General features: G+C 59.1%; 23 protein-coding genes. 7 read left to right on the plus strand and 16 right to left on the minus strand.

Translation table 11 applies throughout. The features are described 5' to 3' along the window. Window positions 1–5 precede the first annotated feature (5 nt). From MSL71_RS11400 to MSL71_RS11420, 5 genes are all read left to right on the plus strand, one after another. On the plus strand, window positions 6–2,999 hold the full coding sequence (locus MSL71_RS11400; protein ID WP_180140335.1) for a methyl-accepting chemotaxis protein: 2,994 nt from the start codon (window positions 6–8) through the stop codon (window positions 2,997–2,999). Between the two features lie 140 nt (window positions 3,000–3,139). Further along, window positions 3,140–3,646, plus strand: coding sequence for a chemotaxis protein CheW (locus tag MSL71_RS11405; protein ID WP_246317770.1), 507 nt, complete (start codon window positions 3,140–3,142; stop codon window positions 3,644–3,646). Window positions 3,647–3,714: 68 nt separating this feature from the next. Beyond that, entirely contained in the window at window positions 3,715–4,614 is a 900-nt protein-coding gene (locus tag MSL71_RS11410; protein WP_180140337.1) for a CheR family methyltransferase, read from the plus strand. Then, window positions 4,583–5,659, plus strand: coding sequence for a protein-glutamate methylesterase/protein-glutamine glutaminase (locus MSL71_RS11415; RefSeq protein WP_180140339.1), 1,077 nt, complete (start codon window positions 4,583–4,585; stop codon window positions 5,657–5,659). Before MSL71_RS11410 ends, MSL71_RS11415 begins: the two co-directional genes overlap by 32 nt. Before the next feature lie 10 nt (window positions 5,660–5,669). Beyond that, complete coding sequence (locus MSL71_RS11420; RefSeq protein WP_180140341.1) at window positions 5,670–6,239, plus strand: chemotaxis protein CheD; 570 nt, start codon at window positions 5,670–5,672, stop codon at window positions 6,237–6,239. A 152-nt stretch (window positions 6,240–6,391) separates the two neighbouring features. On the opposite strand, the gene MSL71_RS11425 is transcribed toward MSL71_RS11420, so the two are convergent. Then, a complete protein-coding gene (locus tag MSL71_RS11425) occupies window positions 6,392–7,258 on the minus strand; it encodes a YitT family protein (RefSeq protein ID WP_180140343.1) in 867 nt (288 codons plus the stop codon). Window positions 7,259–7,611: 353 nt separating this feature from the next. Here MSL71_RS11425 and MSL71_RS11430 point away from each other — a divergent pair, with 353 nt between their 5' ends. Beyond that, window positions 7,612–7,923, plus strand: a complete 312-nt coding sequence (locus MSL71_RS11430) for a CC/Se motif family (seleno)protein (protein ID WP_264175388.1) — start codon at window positions 7,612–7,614, stop codon at window positions 7,921–7,923. 220 nt (window positions 7,924–8,143) lie between these two features. Here MSL71_RS11430 and MSL71_RS11435 read toward each other — a convergent pair whose 3' ends face one another. The 14 genes from MSL71_RS11435 to MSL71_RS11500 form a co-directional block, all read right to left on the minus strand. After that, window positions 8,144–9,001, minus strand: coding sequence for a class I SAM-dependent methyltransferase (locus MSL71_RS11435; protein WP_180140347.1), 858 nt, complete (start codon window positions 8,999–9,001; stop codon window positions 8,144–8,146). Between the two features lie 254 nt (window positions 9,002–9,255). Then, the gene (locus tag MSL71_RS11440) at window positions 9,256–10,152 is read right to left on the minus strand and encodes an Ntn hydrolase family protein (RefSeq protein WP_180140349.1); all 897 of its coding nucleotides are present in this window, start codon (window positions 10,150–10,152) and stop codon (window positions 9,256–9,258) included. A 355-nt stretch (window positions 10,153–10,507) separates the two neighbouring features. Next, a complete protein-coding gene (locus MSL71_RS11445; RefSeq protein WP_180140351.1) occupies window positions 10,508–11,107 on the minus strand; it encodes a hypothetical protein in 600 nt (199 codons plus the stop codon). 318 nt (window positions 11,108–11,425) lie between these two features. After that, window positions 11,426–12,220 (minus strand): hypothetical protein, encoded by a 795-nt coding sequence (locus MSL71_RS11450; protein WP_180140353.1) that lies wholly within the window; start codon window positions 12,218–12,220, stop codon window positions 11,426–11,428. 489 nt (window positions 12,221–12,709) lie between these two features. Beyond that, on the minus strand, window positions 12,710–13,258 hold the full coding sequence (locus tag MSL71_RS11455; protein WP_180140356.1) for a dTDP-4-dehydrorhamnose 3,5-epimerase family protein: 549 nt from the start codon (window positions 13,256–13,258) through the stop codon (window positions 12,710–12,712). Between the two features lie 178 nt (window positions 13,259–13,436). Next, complete coding sequence (locus MSL71_RS11460) at window positions 13,437–14,039, minus strand: flavin reductase family protein (protein WP_180140358.1); 603 nt, start codon at window positions 14,037–14,039, stop codon at window positions 13,437–13,439. Window positions 14,040–14,048: 9 nt separating this feature from the next. Beyond that, window positions 14,049–15,116, minus strand: coding sequence for an FmdE family protein (locus MSL71_RS11465; protein ID WP_180140360.1), 1,068 nt, complete (start codon window positions 15,114–15,116; stop codon window positions 14,049–14,051). Between the two features lie 228 nt (window positions 15,117–15,344). Then, on the minus strand, window positions 15,345–17,411 hold the full coding sequence (locus tag MSL71_RS11470) for a TonB-dependent receptor (protein ID WP_180140362.1): 2,067 nt from the start codon (window positions 17,409–17,411) through the stop codon (window positions 15,345–15,347). Window positions 17,412–17,531: 120 nt separating this feature from the next. Next, window positions 17,532–18,128: an FmdE family protein gene (locus MSL71_RS11475; protein WP_180140363.1), complete on the minus strand. Its 597-nt coding sequence runs from the start codon at window positions 18,126–18,128 to the stop codon at window positions 17,532–17,534. Between the two features lie 262 nt (window positions 18,129–18,390). Beyond that, window positions 18,391–19,110, minus strand: coding sequence for an energy transducer TonB (locus tag MSL71_RS11480; RefSeq protein WP_180140364.1), 720 nt, complete (start codon window positions 19,108–19,110; stop codon window positions 18,391–18,393). Continuing rightward, window positions 19,107–19,517, minus strand: a complete 411-nt coding sequence (locus tag MSL71_RS11485) for an ExbD/TolR family protein (protein ID WP_180140365.1) — start codon at window positions 19,515–19,517, stop codon at window positions 19,107–19,109. The genes MSL71_RS11480 and MSL71_RS11485 overlap by 4 nt, the downstream gene beginning before the upstream one ends. Next, complete coding sequence (locus tag MSL71_RS11490; protein ID WP_180140366.1) at window positions 19,514–20,128, minus strand: MotA/TolQ/ExbB proton channel family protein; 615 nt, start codon at window positions 20,126–20,128, stop codon at window positions 19,514–19,516. The genes MSL71_RS11485 and MSL71_RS11490 overlap by 4 nt, the downstream gene beginning before the upstream one ends. 342 nt (window positions 20,129–20,470) lie before the next feature. Next, entirely contained in the window at window positions 20,471–22,525 is a 2,055-nt protein-coding gene (locus MSL71_RS11495) for a methyl-accepting chemotaxis protein (RefSeq protein WP_180140367.1), read from the minus strand. 1,128 nt (window positions 22,526–23,653) lie between these two features. Next, on the minus strand, window positions 23,654–23,998 hold the full coding sequence (locus MSL71_RS11500; RefSeq protein WP_180140368.1) for a hypothetical protein: 345 nt from the start codon (window positions 23,996–23,998) through the stop codon (window positions 23,654–23,656). 408 nt (window positions 23,999–24,406) lie between these two features. Here MSL71_RS11500 and MSL71_RS11505 point away from each other — a divergent pair, with 408 nt between their 5' ends. Further along, a complete protein-coding gene (locus MSL71_RS11505) occupies window positions 24,407–25,045 on the plus strand; it encodes a LysE family translocator (RefSeq protein ID WP_180140369.1) in 639 nt (212 codons plus the stop codon). A gap of 312 nt (window positions 25,046–25,357) precedes the next feature. Here MSL71_RS11505 and MSL71_RS11510 read toward each other — a convergent pair whose 3' ends face one another. Further along, entirely contained in the window at window positions 25,358–26,230 is an 873-nt protein-coding gene (locus MSL71_RS11510; RefSeq protein ID WP_180140371.1) for a DUF7973 family transport facilitator, read from the minus strand. Window positions 26,231–26,240 lie beyond the last annotated feature (10 nt).

Raw genomic sequence — 26,240 nt, forward strand, 5'->3', positions numbered from 1 at the left:
TCCAGATGCTTAAAATAAAAAATATCAGGCTGAAGCCCAAGCTGATCGGGTTGTTTTTACTCATCGGCATCGTTCCCATGGCCATCGGCGGGTGGTGGGCCGGACACCTGGCAAGCCAGGCCCTCACCGAAGAGGCTTTCAACAAGCTGGAGGCAGTGCGCGTCATTCGGGAACGGCAGGTAACAAAACTGTTTGACGGCCGCAAAGCCGATATCAGCGGCCTGGTGGAGTCCGTGGACGTCCTGAAGCAAAACGCCTTTGCAAAACTCAATGCGGTGCAGGCCCTCAAGGCCGGGGAGATGGAGACCTTCATCAACACCCTGGAAAACGAGATGGCCTCCCTGTCGGCGAGCGAGGATGTCCAGGGATTTTACAAGACCCTCTCCGCTTACCGGGACGCTGCCAAGGCAGGCCCGGCCCAGCCTTTTCCCGTGAACACCGAGGCGTATCGGTCCCTGGTGAGCACCCACGGCGGGTTTCTCACGGAGTATATCAAGCGGTCGGGTTACGATGACCTGCTCCTCTTGAGCGCCGACCACGGGCAGGTGATGTTCAGCTGCGCCCAGGGCCCGGACCTGGGCACGAACCTGGTGAGCGGACCCCAGAACCGGGAGGGGCTGGCACGACTCTGGGCTCGCGTGGTGGATACCAAGGGCGTGGTCATGGAGGATTTCTCCGCCTACACCCCGGACCAGGGCCGACAGGTCGCTTTTGTGGGGGCACCGGTCCGCAATGGGTCGGGCTCGGTGGTGGCGGTGGTGGCCCTGAGGCTCTCGGAAGGGCCCTTGAACGCCATCGTGCACAACCGCCACGGCATGGGAAAAAGCGGGGCCACCTATCTTCTGGGGCGCCAGGGGGGCAAAACCCTGGCCCGAAGCTCCATCGTGGCAGGCGGCGAGACCCTCTACAGCATGGGCCATGACTTCACCGGCCAGGCCACCGACTACATGGCCAAGGCCCTGGGGGGGGAAACCGGTTCCGGGGTCTACACCGACTCCACGGGAAAGCTGACCATGGTGAGCTACAAGCCCCTTGAGATCCCGGGACTCAACTGGGCCATGATCTCCAAGGAGGACCTGGAAGAGGCCATCGCCCCCAGGCTCACCGGCCAGGTTGAAGACTACTACACCGGGTACCTCAAGAAGTTCGGGTACCAGGACCTCTACCTGATTCATCCCGAGGGCAACGTGTTCTACTCGGTGCTGAGACGGGCCGACTACGACTCCAACATGGTTTCCGGGAAATACGCGGGCTCCGGCCTCGGCAAGCTCGTGCGCCGGGTCATTAAAGACAAGGCCCTTCACATTGTCGATTTTGAGCCCTACGGGCCCAGCAACAACGAGCCCTGCTCCTTTATCGCCCAGCCTGTCCTCAACCACAACGGCGACGTGGAGCTTATCGTGGCCCTTCAGCTCTCGGTGAGCGCCATCAACGCCATCATGAACGAGCGCACGGGCATGGGGCAGACCGGGGAGGTCTACCTGGTGGGAAGCGACCTGCTGATGCGCTCGGACTCCCTCACCGACCCCGAGAACTTTTCCGTTGCAGCCTCCTTTGCCAACCCGGCCAAGGGGCGCGTGGACACGGTCTCCACCAGAAGCGCCTTTGCCGGGGAGACCGGGCGGAACATCCGCGAGGACTACCGGGGCAAGTTGATGCTCTCCAGTTTTTCCACCATCAGCATTGAAGACACGGTGTGGGCCATTGTGGCCGAGGTGGAAAAAGACGAGGTGGTGGCCCCCATCAACAAACTGCTGGTCTCCATCCTGATCATGGGGGTTGTCATGGCTGTCATCGTGGCCGTCATTGCCCTGGTGGTTGCAAGCGGCATCGTGACGCCGGTGCTCAAAGGGGTGGCTGTTGCCAAGGCTGTTGCCAAAGGGGACCTGGATGTCACCTCGGACGTGGACCAGAAGGACGAAGTGGGTGCCCTGTCCGATGCCCTGAACCTTATGGTTTCAAACCTCAAGGCCACGGCTAACCTGGCCGAGCGGATCTCCCAGGGGGACCTGACCGTGGATGTGGCCGTCCAGTCGGACAAAGACATCCTGGGCCGGGCCCTTACACATATGGTGGACAACCTGAGTTCCACGGTCACCGACGTCAAGACCGGGGCGGACAACGTCGCCTCCGGAAGTGTGGCCCTGAGCTCTGCCTCCGAGGAACTCTCCCAGGGGGCAACGGAGCAGGCAGCCGCCGCTGAAGAGGCCTCCAGTTCCATGGAGCAGATGGCCTCGAACATCCGCCAGAACGCCGAGAACGCCCAGCAGACAGAACGCCTGGCCATCCAGGCCGCAGGGGACGCGGAAAAAGGCGGGGTGGCCGTTGGCAAGACGGTCTCGGCCATGAAAGAGATCGCCGAGAAGATCTCCATCATTGAGGAGATCGCCCGCCAGACCAACATGCTGGCCCTGAACGCGGCCATCGAGGCGGCCCGGGCCGGGGAGCACGGCAAGGGGTTTGCCGTGGTGGCCGATGCCGTGCGAAAGCTTGCCGAGAGAAGCCAGTCTGCAGCAGCTGAGATCGGGGAGCTCTCCTCCTCCAGCGTGGAGGTGGCTGAGCGGGCCGGGGAGATGCTCGACCGCATTGTCCCGGACATCCGCAAAACCGCCGAGCTGGTGCAGGAGATCAGCGCCGCCTCCAACGAGCAGAACACCGGGGCCGAGCAGATCAACCAGGCCATCCTGCAGCTCGACCAGGTGATCCAGGAGAACGCCTCGGCCTCCGAAGAGATGTCGGCCACCGCCGAAGAGCTGTCAGCCCAGGCCGAGCAGCTCCAGGAGGCCATCGACTTCTTTACGGTGAAGCAGGTGGGTGACTCCGGTAAAGCCAGAAAGTCCGGCAAGCCTGCGGGCATCAAGATGCCCTCCAAGGCGACCGAGAAAGTGGCTGCCGCTCCGGCTCCCCGTAAAGCGGAGCCGGCCGTGACCGGGGTGAACCTGGACCTTGGGAGCGGCTCCGACGGGGACGCCCTGGACGACGAGTTCGAGAAGTACTAACTCGGGCATGGATCAACACCACCGTTTGACGATGCGGGTCGCCTTTTCTGGTGCCGCGCCGGGCGCGATGCACCGGAAAGGCCCTGCTCCCCGAAAGCCCAGGGGGCAGGCCCGCACCGTGAAACGGGTTGACGAGAGATATGAAGATTATGACCATCGAAGGGATCACAGAGACAGGCCGTTTCCTGGCGTTCATGCTCCACGGGGAGGTGTATGCCCTGGATATCATGCAGGTCCGGGAGGTCCTGGATTACACGGAGATCACCACCGTGCCCAGGATGCCGGACTTTATGCGGGGCGTCATCAACCTGCGGGGCGGTGTGGTGCCCGTTGTGGACCTGCGGCTCAAGTTCGGGATGCCGGCAACGGAAAAGGGCGTCAACACCTGCATTGTCATCATGGAAACCGACATCGACGGGGAGCGGGCCCTCATCGGCGCCCTGGCCGACTCCGTGCGGGAGGTCCTGGACCTTGAGCCGGATCAGATCGAGCCGGCCCCGCGCATCGGCACGCGCCTGAAGACAGAGTTTATCAAGGGCATGGGCAAGAAAAACGACGAGTTCATCATCATCCTCGACATCGACAGGGTCTTTTCCGCAGACGAACTCTCCGGGGTTCAGGAGACCGGCCTTGCGGCCGAAGCCTAAAGGACCTGACGCCCATGAACCTCACCAGAGACCGTCTCCCGGGGACCGACCGGGGAGAGGAGCCGCCCATGGCCTCTAAACGTCGCAGGGCCTCGTTTCATCCCCATCTTTCCACGCGGGATTTCAGGGTTCTTGCACGCTTTATCCACGGGCGGTTCGGCATCAAGGTGCCGGATGTGAAAAAAGGGATGATCGAGGCGCGCCTCTGCAAGCGCTTGAGCCGCCTGGATATGGGGTCCTACGCCCAGTACTGCGACTACCTGTTCAGCCCCGAGGGCATGGAAAAGGAGCTCTCTCACTTCATTGATGAGGTGACGACGAACAAAACCGATTTTTTCAGGGAGGCGAATCATTTCACCTGTCTGGTGGATGAGGTCCTGCCCGCCATCATGGGCTCGCGCCGGGTGGGGGCGGGGCATAAGCTGAAGGTCTGGAGCTGCGCCTGCTCCCGGGGGGATGAGCCCTATACCCTGGCCATGGTGCTGAGCGAGTTTGCCCGGAGCAACCCGGGGTTTGACTTCTCCATCCTGGCCACGGACATCTCCACCCGCGTGCTGGAGGTGGCTCGCAGGGGCGTTTACGACGCCTCGGAGATCGCCCCCGTGCCCCTGGCCCTGAGGAAAAAGTACCTGTTGAAGAGCAAGGACCCCCGGCGTCACCAGGTGCGGATCGTGCCCGGCCTGAGAAAAAAAGTGATGTTCCGGCAGCTCAACCTCATGGACTCGGAGTACCGGCTTGACCGGGCCATGGATATCATCTTCTGTCGCAACGTCACCATTTACTTTGACACGGAGACCACACAGCAGCTGATGCTGAGACTCTGTGACCGGCTTGCACCGGGTGGGCACCTGTTCATGGGGCATTCGGAGTTCCTGGATTGCAAGATGCTGCCCCTGGTCCCGGTGGCGCCCACCGTATATAAAAAAGTGAGAACGCATGAAAAAGAAGGTACGGGTTCTGGTTGTTGACGACTCCGCCCTGGTGCGTCAAACCCTGTGCGAAATCCTCGAAAGCGATGAGGGTATCGAGGTGATGGCCACGGCCTCGGATCCCTATGACGCCGCCCGGAAGATGAGGGAGGCGGTGCCCGATGTCATTACCCTGGATGTGGAGATGCCGAAGATGGACGGCCTCACCTTTCTGGAAAAACTGATGGCCCAGCACCCCATCCCCGTGGTGCTGTGCTCCAGCCTGGCGGCGGAGCAGTCGGCCACGGCCCTGAAAGCCCTGGAACTTGGGGCTGTTGAGATTATCCGAAAACCCACCCTGGGTACCAAGGCCTTTCTTTCGGAGGCACGCATTCAGATCTGTGACGTGGTGAAGTCCGCGGCCCTTGCCCATGTGAAAAAGGCCCCTGTGCTGCGGTCGGTGGAGCCGAAGCTCAGCGCGGACGCCGTCCTGTGCAAGTCCACCCGGGCCATGCTGGAGACCACGGAAAAGGTGGTGGCCATCGGGGCCTCCACAGGGGGCACCGAGGCGTTGCGGGTGTTTTTAGAGCAGCTGCCCGTCGATGCCCCGGGCATGGTCATCGTCCAGCACATGCCCGAGCATTTTACCAAGGCCTTCTCCAAGCGCCTGGACACCCTGTGCCGGGTGTCGGTGAAGGAGGCCGAGAACAAGGATCCCGTGATGCGGGGGCAGGTCCTCATCGCTCCGGGCAATATGCACCTGCTTTTGAAGCGGAGCGGCGCGCGGTACCACGTGGAGCTGAAAGAAGGGCCCCTGGTGTCCCGCCATAGGCCCTCGGTGGACGTGCTCTTTCGTTCTGCTGCGCGGTACGCAGGGAAGAACGCCGTGGGGGTCCTGATGACCGGCATGGGGGATGACGGGGCCAAGGGCCTGTTGGAGATGAAGCAGGCAGGCGCCGTGACCATCGCCCAGGACAAGGCCTCCTGCGTGGTCTTCGGCATGCCCAACGAGGCCATCAAGCTGGGGGGCGTGGACAGGGTCGTTCCCCTGGAGCAGATCTCCGGGGTGGTCCTGGCATGCTGCGCCGAGACCCATCATGCGTGAAAAGGCTGTCATGCCATGTGGCACGGGGGCTGTGAAGCGGGTGACCCTCTCCATCGGGGAGTACTATGCCAGCCGCGAGCCCGCCGTGATCTCCACCCTTCTGGGGTCGTGCGTTTCGGTGTGCCTCTTCGATCCTGCGTCCCGGGTGGGGGGGATGAACCATATCCTGTTGCCCGGACGGGCCGACCTGACGCGGTTCAACCTGTCGGCACGCTACGGGATCAACGCCATGGAGCTTCTCATCAACGCGGTCATGACCCGGGGGGGGCAACGCAACAATCTCCGGGCCAAGGTCTTTGGCGGGGCCAGCGTCATTCCCGGCCTCATCGAAGCCCAGGCCGTGGGCAAGAAGCTCTCGGAGTTTGTCCTCACCTTTCTGGCAAACGAAGGGATCCCGGTGGTCAACCGGGACCTGGGGGGCATCTACGTGCGGAGGCTTATTTACCATACCCGCACCGGGGATGCCTTTCTCAAGAAGAGCCGCTCCATGAAGTCGGCCCAGCTCCTGTGGGAAGAGCGGAAAAAGGCCGAACAGATCCGCGCCTCGGTGAAAGAGCCCACCCGGGTGACTTTGTTTTAACCCGGATGTTTCATGGGGAAACAAGCACCCAAAATGAAAACCATAATAGACAATGGGCACGTAGCGATAACGTATTCTGCGACTTCGAAGCGTGGGATCCAGCCCGCATAAACCATCAGCGTTTATGTCGGGCGAAGCCCGGAGGCTCCCCATTACCAATGAGGCTGGTTGCCCACCCGGGGGTTCATGACGTCCAGGGTTTCGGTGACCACCACAAAGGCCTTGGGGTCCACTTCCCGGATAATGTCCTTGACCCGGCCCAGGTCCCGCAGGGTAATCACCGCATAGAGAATCTTTTCGTCCCGGTGCGAATAGGCCCCTTCCCCGTGGATGATGGTTAGGCCCCGCCTGAACTCTTTGAGCATCCGTGCCGAGAGCCCCTCCCATTTCTCCGAGATAATCAGCACGATTTTCCGGTGGCTCGTCCCCATGAAGACAACGTTGAGGACCTTGGCGTTTACGTAGAGAAAGACGATGGTGTAGACGATGATGTCCAGGGTGGAGAGGACATAGGAGAGGATGACCACCAGGATGTTCAGGGCAAGGGTGGTGTTGCCGAGGCGGATGGAGAACCGTTTCAGCAGGAGCACCGACAGGATGTCCGTACCCCCCGAAGAACCGTAGGACTTCAGGATAATGCCCAGGCCCGTACCCGAGAGGATTCCCGCCATGAGGGCGTCGAGCATCTTGTCGTGCAGGGGGATGGGGACCTGGATGAAGTGAACGCACAGGGAGAAGATGGTAAGCCCCAGGAGGCTGTACAGGAAAAACCGCCGCCCCACGTATTTCCAGGCCACGGCAAACAGGGGGACGTTGAACATCAGGTAGAAGAGGATAAAGGGGATTTCGGGGAACTGGTAGTGCAGAAGCAGTCCCAGGCCCGTGATGCCGCCTGAGGGGAAGTGGTTGGGGATGAGGATCCCGTTGATGGAGAGGGCCGACAGGCAGCTTCCCAGGGTGAGGAGGCACACATTTCTGGCAACGTCTTTTCCGGTGATTATCCAGGCTCGGTCAGTCATGGCTCGGTGGTTCCATTTCATACTCAGGGGCAACGAAGGGGGCTCGCAACAGGGCCGTTACCCAGCCCTTTTTAAGGGGGGAGCAACGGAAGATGGGCTGGTATATACAGACGGTTTCGGGCAATGGAAAGGGGAAAGAGGGGTGTTGCCGCAGCGGTGTTTGGGGTTGTTATGTAACTATCGGGATTTAAATCTGTTTTGCGGGTGGGTGAAGGGTCCTTTTTTTCTTTGAAGGGAGGCGTTTTGCCTTGAAAAAGGGGAAGACGTTTTCTTTTTTTGCGTGTGTGCCTATAATCAGCTCTCGCAGGATTTGTCCTTGAGGATTACACCCCTTGATGCAGGAGAGACCTTTTATGTTTGAGATCACCCCGGACGCACAGGACTACATTGTCAAAAAGGGCCGTGAGGTCACGGTCTGGATGGAAACCCACCACGCTTCGGGGGGCTGATGCGCCATGCGGCAGGTAACCACCCGCACCCCGGCGGTCCGTCGGGGCACTCCCTTGCATACCGAGTCTTATATCACCACCCGGGTCTCCGGGATTACTGTCTGGCACCCCGAGGGCATGGAACCCGAGGATCGCGTCATCACCATCGGCCTTGAAAAAAAGTGGATTTTCAGGGAGCTTGTGGTGAGGGGCGTGGGGGCGGTGGTGATAAGTTAAGGCTAAGGGCTAAGGGCTAAGGGCGAAAGGCTAAGGGTGAAGGGCGAAAGGGACAATGCATTTAAAAATTCAGTTGCCTCCGGCGGGTCGTTTTTTGAAAAAAAGCTCCGCAAAAACTTTCCGGTAATCAACGCCTGTTTGTCAGATTTTTTCAAATGTTTGGCCCCCGGCAGGGCCGCCGGAGGCTTTTTGCGTTGTGTCGGAGGGGGCCCTGCATGGGCTATTTTTTTCGTGCCACCACGAAAATCCGGGTGCTTTTTTCCATGACGGGCGGGGTGGAGCGGGCTTCTTTGATGATGGGCATGGCGCAGCGTTTTCCCATCTCCCTTATCAGCTGGTCCTTTGACCTCAATACGCCCTCGTAGACAGCCAGTTGTCTTTCCTTCCAACCCTCGGTTTCTTTATAAATTTCAACCTCAAATCCTGAATCAGAAAGCTCTCCTTTGTGGTCGCTTGGCGTAAAAGGGATATTTCCGTCCCAAGACGTAAAAACAAGGCGTGCTCCTGGTTTCAGGATACGTGCAATTTCGACGAACGCTTTGTTTCTATCCGGCGTAAGCCACAATGCATCCACTGAGATCGCACCGTCGCAACTCTCTGTTTCCAAACCGGTGTCCTCAAAGGTACCGGTTTGAAACTCGGCTCTGCCGTCCAATCCGAATTCTTGGATCCGTCGAGTTGCAGAGGTAATCGCCTCTTCGGATATATCGATACCTGTCAGGCTTGCCTTCGTTTTACGTGCGACCCACATGCCCGGGCCGCCACGGCCACAGGCCAGATCAGCAAAGCAATCGCCCTCTTTAAGCTTGGAAAAGTCAGCCATATTGTTCAAGTCGGTCAGCGTGACATAACTGAAATTATCGGTATCTTCCGGGAACTCATCACCAAAGGCGTCTTTTACAATGTTCATAAATTGGCTGCTTTTATTCTGCCCCTGATAAATCGTATTGTACGCTTCTTTAAACTGCCATTTTCCATACGATAAAAAGCTGATCAACGACATCATTACCTGCTTCAATCCGTGTTGAATTGTATTCACTTGACCTCCTTGCATGACAGACCGGAAAAATCGTTTCATGTAGCTCTCACTGTGACATGTCAGCGTACCTCCGGCTGGCCCCCGGAGGCAGGGTTAAAGGGTTTGGTTGCCAATGATGACGGCATGGTTCTACTTTGCCGGCTTTTAGCCCGGATATTTCATGATAAAACGATAAAAAACAGATGAATAATGCACGATTGCAGGCTGTTACCTGAAAAACTCAGGTGCTTGGGGAATGCAAAATGTCATTTGTCGTTTTCTGGTCGCTTTTCTGGCTCTTCAGGGAATCCGGGTCAGGTGGCTTGGCTTATCAAATCTGAGATCAGAAGGCCGTCTTCATCCAAGGGGCGCCTGGTTTTGGTTTTAAATCCGCGAAAGGTCTCGATGGTGCCCTCCATGAGGGAGACCTTCCAGATTTTGGAAAAGTCCGCGTGAAAGGCGATGTAGACATCGCTGGTAGCCGGGGCAAAGACCATGGAGCAGGCGGTGGAGTGCATCGGGTCCCTGTCCTGGGCCTTTTCAAGAAGGGTGAGCCCGTTGTTGACAGAAAAGTCCGTTTGGGACGTTTCGAGGTATCGGCAGGCGATTTGATAGCGCCAGTCTCCGAGCCCCTTGGCCTCAGTGTACGTTACCCCCTTGAGGGTGTGGTTGGGGAAGTTGGCCATGGCGATATAGTTGCCGGTCATGTGGCTGAGGATGTTTTGTTTTTTTCCTGTTTCAACCACCATGGCCCTGCCTGTCATATCCGCAAAGAGGGTATGGATGGTGACCCCCTTGAGCTGGATCAGGTGGGTGCCGTCGCACGCTTTTTCGATCTCTTTGACGGTGTGGACACGTTCCGGCATGGTGTTGAGGAGGTACAAGGGCAGGTTGCCCTCTCCGGGTTCGGGTGGATTGAGATCGAAGGGATGCAACTCCTGGCAGGCGTAGAAGAGGCCTTTGCTGTTCATGCCGCCGGTGTTGGCGAAAAAGCGCTGCTTGCCGAGCTGCTTTTCAAAGGCGAGGTGGAAAGTGCGCAGGTCTCCCTTTGTGACGATGCGAAGTTTCATGGGGAATCGGGCATAGTCGAAGTTCATGCCGTAGATGGGTTGGGGGGCGTAGACGGCAAAGCTGGTGCAGGCAAGGGCCGTTCCTGAAGCGCACAAAAGGGTCAGGCCGGTAATAAGAAGGGAACGGGTAAGACGTTTCATGGGGTCTCCTTGTGATGCGGTGGCTGTTAAAAAAAAAGTGATGGACTCCTTGGTCTTGGGTCCGGTTGGGGACTGGTGGCCCGGGGTGGCTTTATTGCACCTGACATTCGCACCGCTGGTGTTGTTTTTGTCTGTGCTGGTGCGAAGTGTTTGGGTTTGTATGGTGCCGGGGCACCCGCTGTCCGGTTGTTTGGGGCAGAAGAGAACTTGGTGACACAGTATAATTATGTCTTATGAGGAAAAGGGAAGGGTTGTCAAGTGTATTGTCGCACTTTTGATTTGGGTTGGTGGGATTGGTTCGCACCGATTTTCTCTTTGAGGATGTTTAAGGTGCGATAAATGGCGGGAGTGGAGGCTATTCGTCATCCCGGGTGGCGGCTTGAAACAGGGCTTCCAGGCGGCTCTCCCTGGAGAGCAGGGCCTCGATCTCTTTGTAGTAGGGGGGCTTTGTGTCGCCGGGGGCAACAGCGGACAGGAGAGGGTGGTTCTCCCGTGAGACGCCCTGGTGGTTCTTTGAGGCCACGGCGTCCTGCTCCATGGCGCAGAGTTCGGTGACCATGGCGGCGATGTGCTCCGCATAGGGGGCCAGGTGGGGGGCCTGGGCGGAAAAGGCCTTGAGGCTGCTTTTGATCTGTCCGGTGAGGAGGGTCAGGGTGTCCAGGGCCTCTTTGCGCCGCTCCATGGCATCTTCAAGGACGGCGCCGAAGAGAAAGGGAGCCAGGTCCACGAGGTGTCCCTGGGTGGCCCCGGCCTCATCAGAGAGGGTTTTGATGAGGGTCTGGGACAGGGAGGAGATGCTGTAGGAGATTTTTCGTTTCTTGGCATCTTCGCTGGACTTGAGCATGTCGGCCAGCTTTTCCGACAGGTGGGGCAGGCCCCGTTTGTTGGAGAGGACGGCATCGGTGAAGTCCGAGCAGGGTCGCGTGCGTACTGGTTTTTTTGCGTTGTCTTCCATGGGGGCAACCCTCCGTGTGTGCCGTGTGGTGGGGAGCCTTGTCCTGTGTTGTCAAGGCCCCCCGGGTGTCTTCAAAGGTCGCAACGGACCGTCCCGGGCTGGTTAAGCAATAAACCAGGCCCCCCTGTTTTGCAAACGGATTTTCGAAGGGCTTTTTCCTGTGGACGCTCCCGGTCAAAAAAGGGGAGGGCACCGGTGTGACCGGTTCCGTTTCGACCTGGGGGCGCCTCTCCCCGATCGTTTATGGGAAAACGGCTAATCGTGAACACGTATGATGTTATCTTGGCTGTGGGGCACCCGTTCCGTGAACTGCACGGGCTAAGCTGTCAGGGTTTTTTCCAGGGGGCGGAGGATCGCCTCCAGGGTTTTGCAGACCCGTTTGGCCTCCTCTTCGTCTCCGGCGCAGCCGATCCAGCACTCCCAGGTCTCGTCATCATCCTTCCAGGCGGTTCCGTCTGGCTTGGACCCCGGGGTGCCGTTGGTGTCGTAAATCCGTTGAAAGAGCATGGCCTTTTTGAGGAAAGCCTCTTCGGTGTCCTCGCCGCCCCGGTTGCGGTAATCGGGGTAGAGGGTGTCGGCCACGCGGAGGTAGAGGCCGCGTTTGAAGTCCTGGACAAGGCGGGGCAGCGCCGCATAAATCCAGGGGGCATTGCGGCGCGCCAGGTCGCTGCGCAGGTGGTCCTTGTTTTCGGCAAGGCCGGCTTTGAGCTTGCGGGAAAGCGCCCCCATGTCCGGGGACCCGTTGTCCCCTGTGGGGACGTACCCGGTACGCCAGGTGGTGAACTCATCGGTGATGCCCTGGCGGAGGGCGTTGTCCGTGATTTTTTCTTCAAGGGCTTCCGGGGACAGGGTGAGGTCGCCCGGCAGGTCCATGAGGATCTCGGTGACGGCCCAGGGGTATGTTCGGCCGGTGGCGGGGTCCACGGCCTGCTTTTCGGTAAGGTAAAGGATCTGGAGTGCGACCCGAAGGTCCTCGGCGACAACGGCACGCATGCCCCAGGCCCGGGTCACCGGGGGGCGCTGGGGGAACATGCCGCGGGCGTTGAGATCGAAAATGCAAGGGGTTCGGTAAGGGGGCTGGTAAAGCACGAAGAATCCCCGGGGTGTGTGCATGATGAGCTCCTTTTGGCTGTGGTTGTATCTGTTCAGCTCCAACAAACAGCCTCCGGCGGCCCTGCCGGGGGCCAAACGTTTAGAAAGTTTGACAAACAGGTCTTACGAACGATGTGGGCCGGCCGAAAGTTTCAACATAACGGACATTCAGCCGGAACGTTTTTGCGGAGTTTTTTCAAAAAGCGATCCGTTGGAGTTATTCCGGTTAAAGTCAAGCGAATCCCAAAGTTCTTCATCGTGTTTTTAGAAGGAGTGAAATGGGCCTCTCCTGCAAAGACGGTTGCCAGATGTCACACATCACGCGAATGCCCCGATAACGTAGGCATAATGGCTGCCTTCATGCATTCGCCATAGGGTTTCCAGGTGCCCGGCCGCCGGAGGCCTGCTTTTTCCATTTACTTTAACCATGGAATGCAACTGAACAGTTATTCCGGTTTTTTACTTCCGGGCATGGTGCACCCAGGGCACCATGCCCGAGTCTTTACGCCGTTACTCCAGACGGCATTCCCAGTCGTAGGGAATGATGTCGTTGTCCGTGGGGCTTAAGCGGCGTTCATCCACGTTGTCCGGGTCGTAGTAGACCGAGGGCATGCCGATGACCAGGGAGATACCGCTGCCGATGTTTTTGGTGCCGTGGAAGATTCCCGGGGGGATAAAGACGGCCCGGGGGTTGCGCTCTCCCATGAAGATTTCGTTAAGCACCCCGTAGGTGGGGGAAGCTTCCCGGTAATCGTACAGCACGAGCTTGATCATGCCGGTGACGCAGACCAGGTGGTCTTCCTGCACGGAGTGAAGGTGCCAGCCCTTGACCATGCCGGGGTGGGAATACGAGGCGATGGCCTGCTTGATCTCTCCGGCGTTCATGGACTCATCGTTAAAGCGCATGATCTCCATGAGGTAGCCCCTCTCATCGGAAAAGACATCCAGCGACTTGATGACGACTCCCTCGATGAGGGACTCGCCGTAAAAACCAGGGAGGGTCTGGATCCTGGGGCGGTCCATCTCGTCGTATTCGTTCATGCTCAGAACCTGGGCCATGGTGTTCTCCTTTTTTTTGTCAAAGGTCAGTTATATGCAGTCAGCTCAAAAAAAGCTGCCTCCGGTGGCAAGGTGTGCCACCTTGAAAGCTGGTTGCGGATGCGTTTTTCCCCTCGTTTTTTATGGAAAATCACATTCGCCATTGGTTTCAGATTAAACAGAGTCTGTTTGATTGCCTCTACCCTGCTGTGCTGACCGGGTCCACGCCCGAAGGGAACATGGCGGAAAAGGGCTCGAAACCCTTTGTCTCCCGGATGGTGCAGAAGTGCATGCCTTGTTTGCTGCCCGTCATCATCAGGGGAGCCGCGGCCATGGGGTCCAGGTGAAGGGTGTCGTCCAGAACCCCGTCGGCCACCTCCAGGCGCAGCACCTTGCCCATGACAAGGCTGTACCTCTCCTCCTTGAACTCCTTTTCCAGGCGGCACTCCATCCAGGCGTAGCATCCCTTGATGCCCGGTGCCTTGATGGTGTGGGAGGGCTTTTCCGAAAGGTTCGCCACGTCGAACTCATCGATTTCAGGGGCGCTCATCCGTGCCGTGGGGATCACCTTGCCTTCGAGGTCGGCCCCGGGCAGGTTGATGACGAACTCTCCGGTGTCCCGGATGTTTTTCAGGGTGTCGCGGTTTTCGGCCGAGGCAAAGCAGATGAGGTCCAGGGGCCTCAAGACCGGCATGATGCAGGAGTAGGGGGCGATGTTCCGCACCCCGTCTGCGCTTACGGTGGAGATGAAACTCACGGGAAGGGGCATGATGCCTTCCCGCATGAACGGTTTTAAGATCATGGGGCCTCCTTACCACTCGATGTCATTGCCGAGGATGACGGCCAGGGGGTTGGCCCCCAGGCGGGTGAGTCGGTCGAAATCCGCCTGGGAGGTGAGTTCCACGGTTTTGTGAACCGAGAGGAAATCTTCGGGGGCGTGGGGATTCTGGAAGACGTAGCGGTTGTAACAGGCGTGGAGCCAGAGGTCTTTGTGCCAGTCGAGTTCGTCCGGTGAGAGCCCGAGGCTTTCCACAAAATCGTTGGTCTGCCAGCGGTAGCTCAGGACCGTGGCATCGCCTTTTTGGGTGGCTTTGTTGAAGCGGATGATGACGCCGCCGATGTTTTCCCAGGTGGCCTCTTCGGTCTGCCAGGGGCGCCTGCTCGGGTAGGCCATGGAGAGGTAGCGTCTCTTGCCCGGGGTAAGGTTGAGGGCATGGGTGATGTAGTCGTCCTGGCACCAGGCCGGAATGCCCATGTAGGTGTAGGACTCGCCGTCCCGCAAGGGGCGCTGGTCCAGGATGAACCCTGCGGTGAAGTAGCCGGAGGCCACGCCGCAGCAGAAGTGATCGTGGAAGAGGGCGGCCTGGACCAGGGACTCGGGGATGCCGTCGTAGCAGGCGTTGGCCAGGGTGGCCACGGCAAAGGCCCGGGAGCCCAGGATCCTGGTGAAGGGCTCAAAGGAGGTCCCCACACCCACCCACAGGTTAAACACCTCCGAGGCTTCCAGCTGGTTCCCGGTGGCGGTGATGGAGACCGCCGCGAGCTCCCTGGGCCCTTTCTGGTGTACAAAGACCATGAACAGCGGGGCGTCGCGCCGGGCGTGGACGCTCAAGAGGTTTCCCTTGCCCCGGCCCATGGCACTCAGGCGAGTTACCGTGTCCAGGATTTCTCCCGTGGGCTGGCCCTGGTGCTCCACATATCCCGCGTTGGTCACCAGGGCCAGTCCCTCGTCTGCGGGGCTGGCCGACAAGCTGGTCATGGCCAGCATCAGGGCTCGCTGGCCCAGGGCGGGCTGGTGCCCCCCCATGGCATGGGCCGACAGGGCGCTCAGGCTCCATGCAACACACCAGACAAGCATTGCGATACACCATTTTTTCATGTTTTCTCTCCTTTGGGCATGCGTTGATTACAAATAACGATTCACTCCAATATGGTCTCCGGCGGGTCGCTTTTTTGAAAAAAAGCTCCGCAAAAAACTTTCCGAAAAATTAGAACAGTCAAAATCGCTGGAATTCATGCCAAAGCTCTCAAAACCTGTTTGTCAAACTTTTCAAAAGTTTGGCCCCCGGCAGGGCTGCCGGAGGCAGGTTTTTTCCGGCGGATAGCTTTAAAACACCGCGCTCAGCCCCACGGTGTAGGTGGCGTCGGGCATGGGGTAGCCGGCCTCTTCTTCGTACTCTTCGTCAAAGAGGTTGTCTGCCGAGGCCAGGAGGCGCAGGGTGGTTATTTTGTTCTGGAAGAGCCTGAGGGAGGCATTGAGCCCCACCACGGTGTAGGCGTCCAGGGTTTCCAGGGTGGCTCCTTTGAGGTGATCCCGCTCGCCCACGTGCCGGACGGAGATCCCTGCGGTGAAGCGGTCGTCAAGTCGGTAGTCGAGACCTGCGTTGGCCATGATTTCCGGAAAATCCGGGATCTGGCCTTCCAGGCTGTTTTCCCTGTCCCAGGGGTCCCCTTGTGTGTCGCCCTCCTGCCAGGTGAGGTTGCCCCAGGCAAAGAGGTTGAAGGGCAGGGGGGCGGACAGGGCGAGCTCTGCGCCCTGGATGGTGACCTCTTCGATGTTGTAGATGACAGTGCCCGTGCCCGGGACCATGGTGGAGGCGATGTAGTCGTCGATGTCGTAGTGGTAGCCCCGGATCTCGGCAGTGAAGGCGTGGGCGATCTCCTGGGTGAAGCCCAGCTCCGCCTGCCTGGCCTCTTCCACGGCAAGCTCGGTGTTGAAAAAACCGGTGCTGCGGTTGAGGTACCACCAGAAATATTCCGGCGAGGTGGGGTAGCGATGGGCGATGCCCAGGCGGCAGGAGAGCTCGCCGCCCTTCCAGGGCCGGAAGGAGAGGGCGGCCCGGGGGGACAGGTTGGACTCCGAGAGGTCCGTCGGGGTGGCTGCGGCGGGAAACCCGAAGGCTTCCGGGGCGATGGCATCGGCCTTGAACCACTCCTGGCGCAGGCCCGCCTCAAGGGTCCAGCGTGGTGAGACGCGCCAGGTGTCCTGGAGGTAGAGGGCGTGGGTGTCGATGACCTCTTCCTGACCCTTGAAACCCTCTTTGATGAAGGCGAAATAGGGGGAGTGGATGGAGCCGTTGAAATAGCTGGTGTCGATCTCGGTGACCGTTTGGTCTCCCCAGCCCATGCTCCGGGTTTCGCCCCCGGTTTCAATGGTGTGGTTGCCGAAGGTGAGCTCTCCTTCGGCCTGGAGGGACCAGTTGCCCGGTTCGGCTTCGGTCTCCCGTTTGTAGATTACTTTGGAGGGGTCGGCGGCATCCACGTAGGTCTCTTCCCGGTCCTGGCTCCAGGTGAGGTAGTCCAGGCGAAGGTGGCCGCGCTGGATCTCTTTTTCCACCCAGGCGGTGACGCGGGTGTTTTCATCCTCGGCAAAGCTGCCGTCTCCCCAGGTCTGGGCGCCGTTGATGAGCCTGCTGGAGATAGAGGGACCGCCCAGCTCCCGCTCGTCTGCGTCGGGCTCTCCCCCGTCGTAGGTGGGACTGTTCGGTCGGTTGTAAACGGGCATCCCGGTTTCGTATTTACTCCAGCAGACCCCGGCCCCCGCGCTGAGGCCCATGGGCAGGTTGACCGAGAGGTCCAGCTCCCCGTGGTTGCGGTCCACGGTGTTGTTTCTCAGGAATCCGTCGGTTTCGTAGTGGCCCCCCGAGACGAACCAGCTTCCGTAGCTGTTGCGCCCCATGTGGGTGAGGACCTCTTCATGGGTGGCATGGCTGCCGTAGAGCCCGCGGATTTCGGTCTCCAGGCCCTCCTCCGGGGATCGGGTGGATATATCCACCACGCCCCCCAGGGTGTTGCCATACTTGGCGGGCACGGCGCCTTTGTATATCTGGACGCTCTCCACGCTGTTGGGGTTGAGGGTGCTCCAGTCCACCGGGCCGTTGCCGTAGGAGCCGTCGCGATGGATGGGGACGCCGTTTTTCAGGATGCGAAGCCGGGTCTCGTCAAAGCCGCGCATGCGGAGTTTGCCGCTTTCGTTGCCCGAAACGGCTGTACGCCGTAGCTGGAGCCCGGGGATCCGGATGAGGTCCTCCAGGATGGTATCGGATACGCTGGGTTGCTCCATCTCTTCCCTGGTGACGACCTCCGGCTTGGCTGTGGCGGGGCGGGGGGCCTGGACCGTTACGTCGTCCAGGGCCAGGGGGGCGGAGTCGTTCAGGCCGTCGGCCCATGCCATGCACGGGACCACCAAAAGGGCCAGGCACAAGCTTGTCAAACCAATCTGTGTTACGTGTTTCAAGGGATTACAAAGCCTCCGTGTTGGGTGAGTGAAAAGGGTTGCCGCATTGCCCGGAGGTCAGGCGCTACGGCAGGTGAGGCAGAGGGCGCTGCCGTCGACCTCTTTGAGCTTGGAGGCCATGACCGGTTCGCCGCACCGGTCGCAGAGGGCAGACGGTTCGATGACGGCCTTGGGAGGAATGGCCGGTGCAACCGTGGTCATGGAAAAGAGGTCGCTCCAGGGCATGTGGAGAATCTCCTCGGCGCGCTGGTTGTGGAGTCGCCAGAACTCCTTGTGCTGGGCCTCCGTGGGGCTTCCCTGGCCCATCACCTTGTCCATGAGGGCCCGGTGCGCGTCGGAGAGCCTGATAGCTCCGGGCTTGAGGCAGAGCCGCACCGAGGCCTCCCTGTCCCTGCTGATGAAGGTCATGGCCACCTTGCCCACGTCCTTATGCATAAAATTGCCTTTGCCGAAGGTGCTGCCCGAGATCACCTGCACGGCGTCGGCGCAGCAGGCGTCGGTCTCTATGCAGGAGACCACCTCTTCGTCATGGGACCGGTCCACGCCCAGCTCTTCGAGTCCCGCCCGGGCCGCCACAATACCCAGGGCCAGGCCCGGGCAGAGGTGGCCGTGAAAATCCACGCATCGTCTGACATCATCTTCCAGGGTGTTCATGGTGTGTCCTCTCTTCCGTTGATCGTTGCCGTTTGTAAGGCCTCGGCATGCCCGAGAAAAAAAACGGGCCCCAGGCCCCGTTATCGTTGGTGCGGGCGCAGTTCTCCCGCATCGCTTGGTGCGATAAGTTGGGTCATCATGGATTGACGAAGGGAGGAAACGGATGGTAGGAATAATCCGGGCCCTCCCCTCGGGGAGAGTGTCTGATTCTTAGAAGGAGGCAGTCCTTATCTCTTGCCGGAGCCGGACTGTCTCCTTTTTTTTATGTCAGTTCAAAACACAGGGTCACCTCCAGGCTGATGGGTTCTTTTTGCATGGCGCCGGGGATCACCGGGAACGGCGCGGCGGAGAGCACCGCCTTTTTGGCCGCCGTGTTCAGCATGGCAAACCGGCTGCCTCGGATGATGGTGATCTTCTGGACATCCCCTGTGGGGGAGAGGACAAACCGCAGCCGCACAGCCCCCTCCATGCTCTGCCTTCTGGCCCGTTGCGGGTAGGTTTTTCGAGACTCGATGCGATGGCGCACCTGCGCGGCATAGAGATTGAGGAGCTCCGCACGGGAGGGCCCGGACATATCCACCGCAGGGCTTGATGGTGGTGCGTCGGCAGATTCTGCATTCGCTTCGGCGGCAGGGGTCGTGGGCGATGCCTCGGCCACACAGGTGTGCTGGGGAGGCTCTGGAACCGGTGTGTTTTGGGCCACCTGGGGCGCTTGTTCCGGCGGGCGCATCACGGGTGTTTCAGGGGATGCTTTGACCATGCGGCGTCTTTTGACGGGGCGCTCTTCAGGGGGCGAAACGGTGTGGGGTTTTGGGACCTTGGGCCCGGATTTTGTCTCTTTCTGAAGGGAGAGAAGCTCGAACTCCCCGGTTACGTGGAGTTTCTCCGCCTCAAGGCTTTCCGGCCCCCGGATGCACAGGATGGCTGCGTGGAGAAGAAGGGAGAGGGCCAGTGTGCATGTGGTCTGGGTGTGTTTTTTCATGGCTCGGTCTCCGTGGCCAGGCAGAAGCTCGCGGCCCCCACGGCCTTGGCCAGGTCCATGACCCGGACCACGCTGTTGACTTTGGCGCCCCGGTCGGCGCGGATGACCAGGCGCGTTTCAGGGGTCAGGTCCGGGGTGGCCATCAGGACTTTCTTCAGCTCGGAGAGGGTGATCTGGCTTCCTTCCCAGAGGTAGGCCCCGTCTTTGGTGACGGCCACCACCAGGTCCCGCGGCAGGGTCTGTACAGCCTCTTTGGCTTCGGGCAGTTTGATGCCGATGCCTTCGTCCGTCATGAACCCCATGGTGAGGAGAAAGTAGATGAGGAGCATGAAGACCATGTCGATGAGGGCCGTTAAGGGCGGCTGTACCGACCCGGTTTCTGCTCCGGTGTCCGCAAGGTCGATCATGGGGCGCCCGTCCCTTTCAACTCTTTTAAAAAACGGACCATGCCGCGTTTGAGATAGGCCTCCTGACTCTCTTTGCGGGTCACAAGGTAGCTGTGGGCCACCATGACGGGCAGGGCCACGGCCAGGCCCAGGGCCGTGGTGAGCATGGCCTCCCAGATGCCTCCGGCCAGGGCTGCGGCATCCACCTTGCCCCCGGTCTGCTGGATGACCATAAACGCCTTGATCATTCCGGTGATGGTGCCCAAAAGGCCCAGCAGGGGGGCGATGTTGCCGATGGTGGCCAGGAGCTGCAGCCGGGATGCCAGCAGGCGGCTCTCCAGGGCGTAGGCCTCGCGGATGGCGGCCTGCTGCGTCGGTTCATCGCAGTTTTGTACGGAGAGTACTTCGGTGAGCAGGCGCCCCAGGGCGCTCCGGGTGTGACCAGAACGGTCGGTGTCCCGTGGCACCTGCTGTTCGTGGGCCGTCTTGCACAGGGCTTCCACCAACCCGTTATCGTGTGTGCGGAGCCGGGCAAAAAAGAGCCAACGCTCCAGGAATACAGCCAGTGCCACCACCGAGCAGAGCCCGATGGGGATGACCAGAACACCGCCTTTCAAGAGAAACGACACCATAGGAACCTCACCTGCTTCCCGCGCCATGCGGGCAAACAATAAAAAAAGCCACGAAATCAGGGCGAACTAGAATTCGCCTGCCTTCGTGGCTTGGTTGGCTTGATGCGTAATATATTTGTACGGAAACTAAAAACAGCTTAGGAACGGCGATAAAACATCTCATCTTCCTGATGAGTATTGAGTACAAAACAATTGTTCATACTTTGATAACCCTGTCAACAGGAAAAAAGAGCCGTATTCCGGGCCACGGCCGCGATCTCTCCATGTCTGCCACCGAAAATCCGAAGGGGCGGATGGCGGAGGCAGCGGCCTCCGGAACGGAATCTGGAAGCCTTTTCTAAGTTATATCTTGAAGTTGTCTGATAATTCCCATAGCTCTTTGGTGAGGGTGTTGAGCTCTGTGGCCCGGGTCTTGACGGCTGCGCTGATCTCCGTGACTCCTTGTGAGGAAAGGGTGATATCGGAGATGGTCCGGGTGATGCTCGTCGAAGCATCCCTGCTGGCGGTTACGCGGCGGGCGGTGTCTTCGATGCCCTCGGATGCCCGGGCGATGTGCTCGGCGATTTCTGTGGTCACGCTGGATTGCTGTTCCACGGCTGCGGCGATATCGGTGATGGTTTCGTTGACGGCGGTGATGATGTCTGTGACCTCATCGGTACCTTGGGCTGCGTCCCTTGCGAGCCCCTGGACCCCCTCGATTTTTCCCCTGATGTCATCGGTGGCCAGGGCCGTCTGTGAGGCGAGTTCCTTGATTTCATGGGCCACCACTGCAAATCCTTTTCCCGCTTCACCGGCCCGGGCCGCCTCAATGGTTGCGTTGAGGGCCAGGAGGTTGGTCTGCTCTGAGATCTTGGTGATGACGTCGGTGACCTTGCCGATCTCTTGGGCGGCCAGGGTCAGGTCGTGCATGGTGTCCGAGGCTGCCCGGGTCCGGGAAGCGGCTCTGTCTGAGACCGTTGTGGCATTCTCGGCATGGGCTGAGATGCCCGTGGCCGTTGCGGCCATTTCGTCGATGGCCGAGGCGACCCGTGCCATGTTGTCCGTCGACGTCCTGATCATGGCTGCTCCCTGCTCAAGGTCTGATTTCATGGCGTTGGCCGAAGTCAGGACCAGGCCGGAGCTTTTGGACGTCTCTTCGGCGTTGGACGCAAGCTCCGAGGAGATGGAAAGCAGGCCTCCTGCAGAGCTGCCGAGGGCGTTGGTGCAATGGCTGAACTGCGTGATGATGCCCTGGAGCTTGTCGATGAAGACATTGAACCACCGGGCAAACCGACCTGTTTCATCCCGGGAGTCCACCTGGAGCCTTCGTGTGAGATCCCCTTCACCTTCGGCAATGTCTTTAAGCTCTTCTAAGGCGGCGTTGATGGGGCGGACAATGGCACCGGACAACAGGAGAATGGCGCCCACCACCAGGCAGGCAGAGACCAGGCATGAGACAAACCCGATGTGCCTGATCTGCCGGACTTCCTTGCCCAGGGTGGCCAGGGGCACGCTGACGGCAAAGGACCATGGGGTATCGGCCTTGCCGATGCGCAAGGGGGAGAAGAACATGTAGGCCCCGTGGCCGTATCCCGCCTGGGTGCCGGGCAGGGCATACTCCTTTCCCTTGCGGACGGCGGCAAGGAGTTCTTTCGGTGCCCCGGCCTCGGCAAGGCTCGTCCCCGTGGACTCCTTGTCGGGATGGGCAATGATGACCCCATTGGATTCCACCAGTACGGCGTGGCCGGTGCCGAAGGGCTTGATGTCGGAGATGGCCCGCTCCAGCTCGGTGAGAGCGATGTCGATGCCCACAACGCCGATGACCGTGCCGTTTTCCTTCACGGGCACGGCAACGCTGGTCATGAGGATGTTTCCCGTATCCTCTTCGGCATAGGGCGAAAGAACGGTCTCTTTTCCCGATACCTTGGCGAGCTGATAATAATCGGCCTCGGTATAGTCGTCGTTGACGGTGACGGCGACCCTGCCATCCTCCACGTACCAGTAGGGGTAGTAGATCCCTGATTTATCGTGCCATGTGGTGTTGGCGTGCCGGCTGTCTCTGCCGTCGAGCATGTCCGGTTCGAAAATGGCCCATATGCCCAGGTAGCGGTCATCGTCTCGGAGCAGGCTTTTGAGCATGTCGTCGAGCATGTCGCGGTCAACGGTGGGACGGTGGCGGACCACCCCTTCCATGACCCGGGCCAGGGCCCGGGTGTCGTTCATGGCCTTGTCCAGGGCGCGCTGCATCTCACCGCCGTGTCGATACGCGATCTCAGCAGCCTTTTCACGCGCCTCCTGTTCGGAGAGTTCGCCTGCCTTGTACGTGATATAAAACACTGCGGCAATGAACGGAATCAACGCCACCGAACAGAACACAACCAGCATTTTTCGCCTTAAGCTGTTTTTACCTAAACCCATCTTATCCCCCCTGCCGCCTGGCGTGCTCCCTTCAAAGGGAGGGCAAGCCGCCTCAAGCCTGACGGTGTGCGGAAAAACCGGCGGGATTGGGCAGATGACCCGACAGCCTGTTTGCTCCGTGGCCTTGTGTGGTCGTGTGGCGGCGCTTCAACAGGGCTTTTTTGCCCTGTTTTCGGTCCTGGAGCGTTTTACGCCCCTTTGTTCGTAATGAAAAAAAGCATGTACGTTGCTGAAATTGGCGCAAGGGATCAGGGGGGCTCACACAATTCGTGGAGAATGTGGGCCGGAGTGCCGTGGAGCGTTGCATGCAGATGATGTGGTCTTACCATGTTGGGTGCCTGACATATCTTAAATAAAAGTAACTATTCAGATCAAAAAAACAGCCTCCGGCGGCAAGGTGTGCCACCTTGAAAGCAGATAGCAGATGTAATTTGCCCCTCGTTCCTCGGGTCAAATCACATCTGCATTTAAAACGGCATTCATGTAACTTTTTTTTATGGCCTGTTTGTTAAACTTTTTAAAAGTTTAGCCCCCGGCAGGGCCGCCGGAGGCATAGGCTGAATAGTTACAAATAAAAAAACGTTTCGGGCATCGGTGATGACCCGTTGCTGTTTTTAAAACTGATATATCGGCACGAACATTAGAATACCTAAATTAGGTTTGCGCGATTCGGTGTGGGTGGGTGCGTTGTTTGACGTGGCATCTCACTGCGTTTAATGGGGCTATGGATAAGATTTCGCGGGAGTAGACGTGGCAGGGTGCCTGGATGCGATGGTCAGGAGGTGGCCACCGTGTGGGGAGCAACCGGGGTGTGGCGAGCGTATCGCAGATACGGGCCCCACCCCGGTCGTTTTGTTTCTGTAGAATTGTGTGGGGTCCCATATCATGGGGGACTTTATTGTATGGGGCTTCTGGGGGGGGGGGCTGTGTTTTGTCTGGGATTGTACTGGGATGAGTAGTTGTGATCAATAGATAATTACGATGGTGTGAGTAAAATGCATGGGGGCGGGGTTCTGGGGGGTGGACTCGATACACCTGTGGTGACAGGCTGTTGAAGGGAGTTTTCTGGTTGGCTGGGTGCGCTTGGTTGGCGAGCGTGGAAGTAATGCCTTGGAATGCGAAGGAACGCTATTTTTTAGATGCCATGCCGATGTCCGGGAATGTCACGGTGATGATTTCGTAGATGCTCGTGGCAATGACCGCGACGAAAACCATCATGGCCGTGACGAGGATCATTCCCCCCGCCTTTGTGCTCAGGATGTGCATGGTTTCGGCTGCTTTGACAGCCAGGGGCATGGTGAACCAACCGATGAGCGCGGCCAGGATCACGGCAAAGACGATGCGGACCTTGTTGGCACGCACGCCGCTGAACAACCCGAAGACAAACACGGCCAGGGCCAGCACCAGGGCTGCCACGGACAGGGTGCTGCTGACCTCGGGCCAGGCAAAATTGACGATATGTTCGGACGGCATGGTCAAACTCCTTGCTGGAAGGGTTGGGTTGGAGAGACGGCGCGCAGGGTGGTTGCATTGAACGGTTCGGGATGGCGTGGGCTGTCTGTAACTATCTCATGTGGTTGGGTATAAATCAAGTTCTGTCGTTTTATACGGCCGATTGAGCCAGAGAAAGCGTCCCCTTTGGCAGGGGTGCCCTCAGTCCTGATTGAAAAAAGGGTGGTGTTGAGATCTGTACTAATGATTATGAGGTAAATATTGCGTTAATATATCTTTTTGTTGACGAAGAAGAATAACCCGGCACATCCTCTGGGTGGAATGGCGCAGGGCAAGGCCTTTGATGATGGGATCTATGGCGATATTCCCGCCGAGTGCCCATGGGGATTGACCGGTCTGGGACACTGAAAAACAAAAAGGCAGGTGGTGATGGCGTTTGAAATTTGGGTGGCTTTTGTGGTGACGGCATCGGTGGTTCTGGTGGTGCCGGGGCCCACGGTGGTTTTTGTGGTGGCAAAGGTGACGGACCTGGGGCTCAGGAGAAGTGTGCCTGTTGCATGTGGGGTGCTGGCCGGGGATCTTGTCTGTATGTCACTCTCCCTGGTGGGGGTGGGGCTTGTCCTTGCCACATCCGCCGTTGCCTTTTCCATCGTGAAATGGCTGGGGATTGCGTATCTGGTCTATCTCGGCGTGGAGATGATGGCAAAGGCCCGCAGGCACCGTATCACAGAGGGCGATCATTCGGTGGGGCCGCGTAAGGCCGGGGAGAGCACGCGGTCCCTTTTTGCCAACGCTTTTTTGATCAACAGCCTTCATCCCAAGGGAATTATTTTTTACTCCTCCTTTATGCCTCAATTCGTCTCCGGCGACACATCCGCAACTCTTCAGTTCCTGATCATGGGCATGACTTTTTTGGGCCTTGCGGCCTTGAACCTTCTTATGTACATGGCCATGGCAAGGCAGCTGAAGCGGGTTACGGGGCCTGGGCGGGCCCGCACGGGAAGGTGGGCTGGCTATGTCTCCGGGGGCATCCTGATTGCAACGGGGCTGTGCGCCGCAGTCATGTGAGTTTTTTTCGTAACTATTCAGCTTATGCCTCCGGCGGCCCTGCCGGGGGCTAAATTTTTAAAAAGTGTAACAAACAGGTCACAAAAAAAAGGGACATGAATGCCGTTTTAAATGCAGATGTGATTTGACCCGAGGAACGAGGGGCAAATTACATCTGCTATCTGCTTTCAAGGTGGCACACCTTGTCGCCGGAGGCTGTTTTTTGGAGCTGAATAGTTACTTTTTTTCTTTCGTTCATTGACCCGGATATTTCACGGGTCGAGTGCTCCTACATTAGGTGCCGGTGGCGGGGCGGGCCTTAAAGGGGGCCCATCAGATCCCCAACATGGCATACACCCCGTTGTTCTGAAACACGATGGACAGGGTGGTCATGGTAAAGATCACGAAAGCCGGGGGGTCGATGTGGGTATCGCCCCAGGTGTTGAAGAGGTTGCCGATGATGTCCCAGAGGATGGCCGAGGCCACGCCGAAGATCGCCCCCCAGATGACGCTCCCGCTGGCGGCGGCGGCCACGGCCGCGGGCATGACGATGTGGTGGGTCACCGGTACGTTGAGGCCGAACTGGCCGAAGAGGAGGCTTGCGGCGGCAAGGCCGAAGCAGAGGGGAATTCCTGCTCCGTTGGCCACTTCAAGGGCGGCGTAGGCTGAAAAGGTCCCTGCACCCAGGCCGATGAGGGCCAGTTGAAGGGGGGTAAGGCCGTCTTTGGGCTTAAAGCGGGATTCATGGCCGGGGACCTGGCCAAAAAGGCCGCTGGAGCCAAAGAGGAGGCGGCTGGCGATGCCGGAGAGCACGACGGTGAGGCCCACGGTGTCTGTCCAGTGGCCCGGCATGGAGACCAGCAGGTTGATAAGATAGCCTCCGATGCCGAAGATTCCTCCGACCAGAAGCACGTCCGGCCTGTTTAGTCCCATGAGGGCGTTGTTGAGGTCCTTGCCCTCGCCGTTGATCTCACCTTTGCTGGCGGCATAGGCTGCAGCGGCCACACCGGCTGCAAACCCTCCCACATGGGGACCCCAAACACCAAAGGAGATGGTGGAGAGAAAGTCGCCGGACCCCGATGCCGCCTGAATGAAGACGCCGCCCAGGACGAGGAAACCCACGAGGGAAAACGACGTGGCAGCGCCGAAGGCTGCGCCCAGGATACCGCTGGCAAATGAAATGAAAACACCCGTTGCTGAAAACATGATTACTCCT

Origin of the sequence: Desulfoluna butyratoxydans (genome assembly GCF_900699765.1) — a bacterium.
GTDB lineage: Bacteria > Desulfobacterota > Desulfobacteria > Desulfobacterales > Desulfolunaceae > Desulfoluna > Desulfoluna butyratoxydans.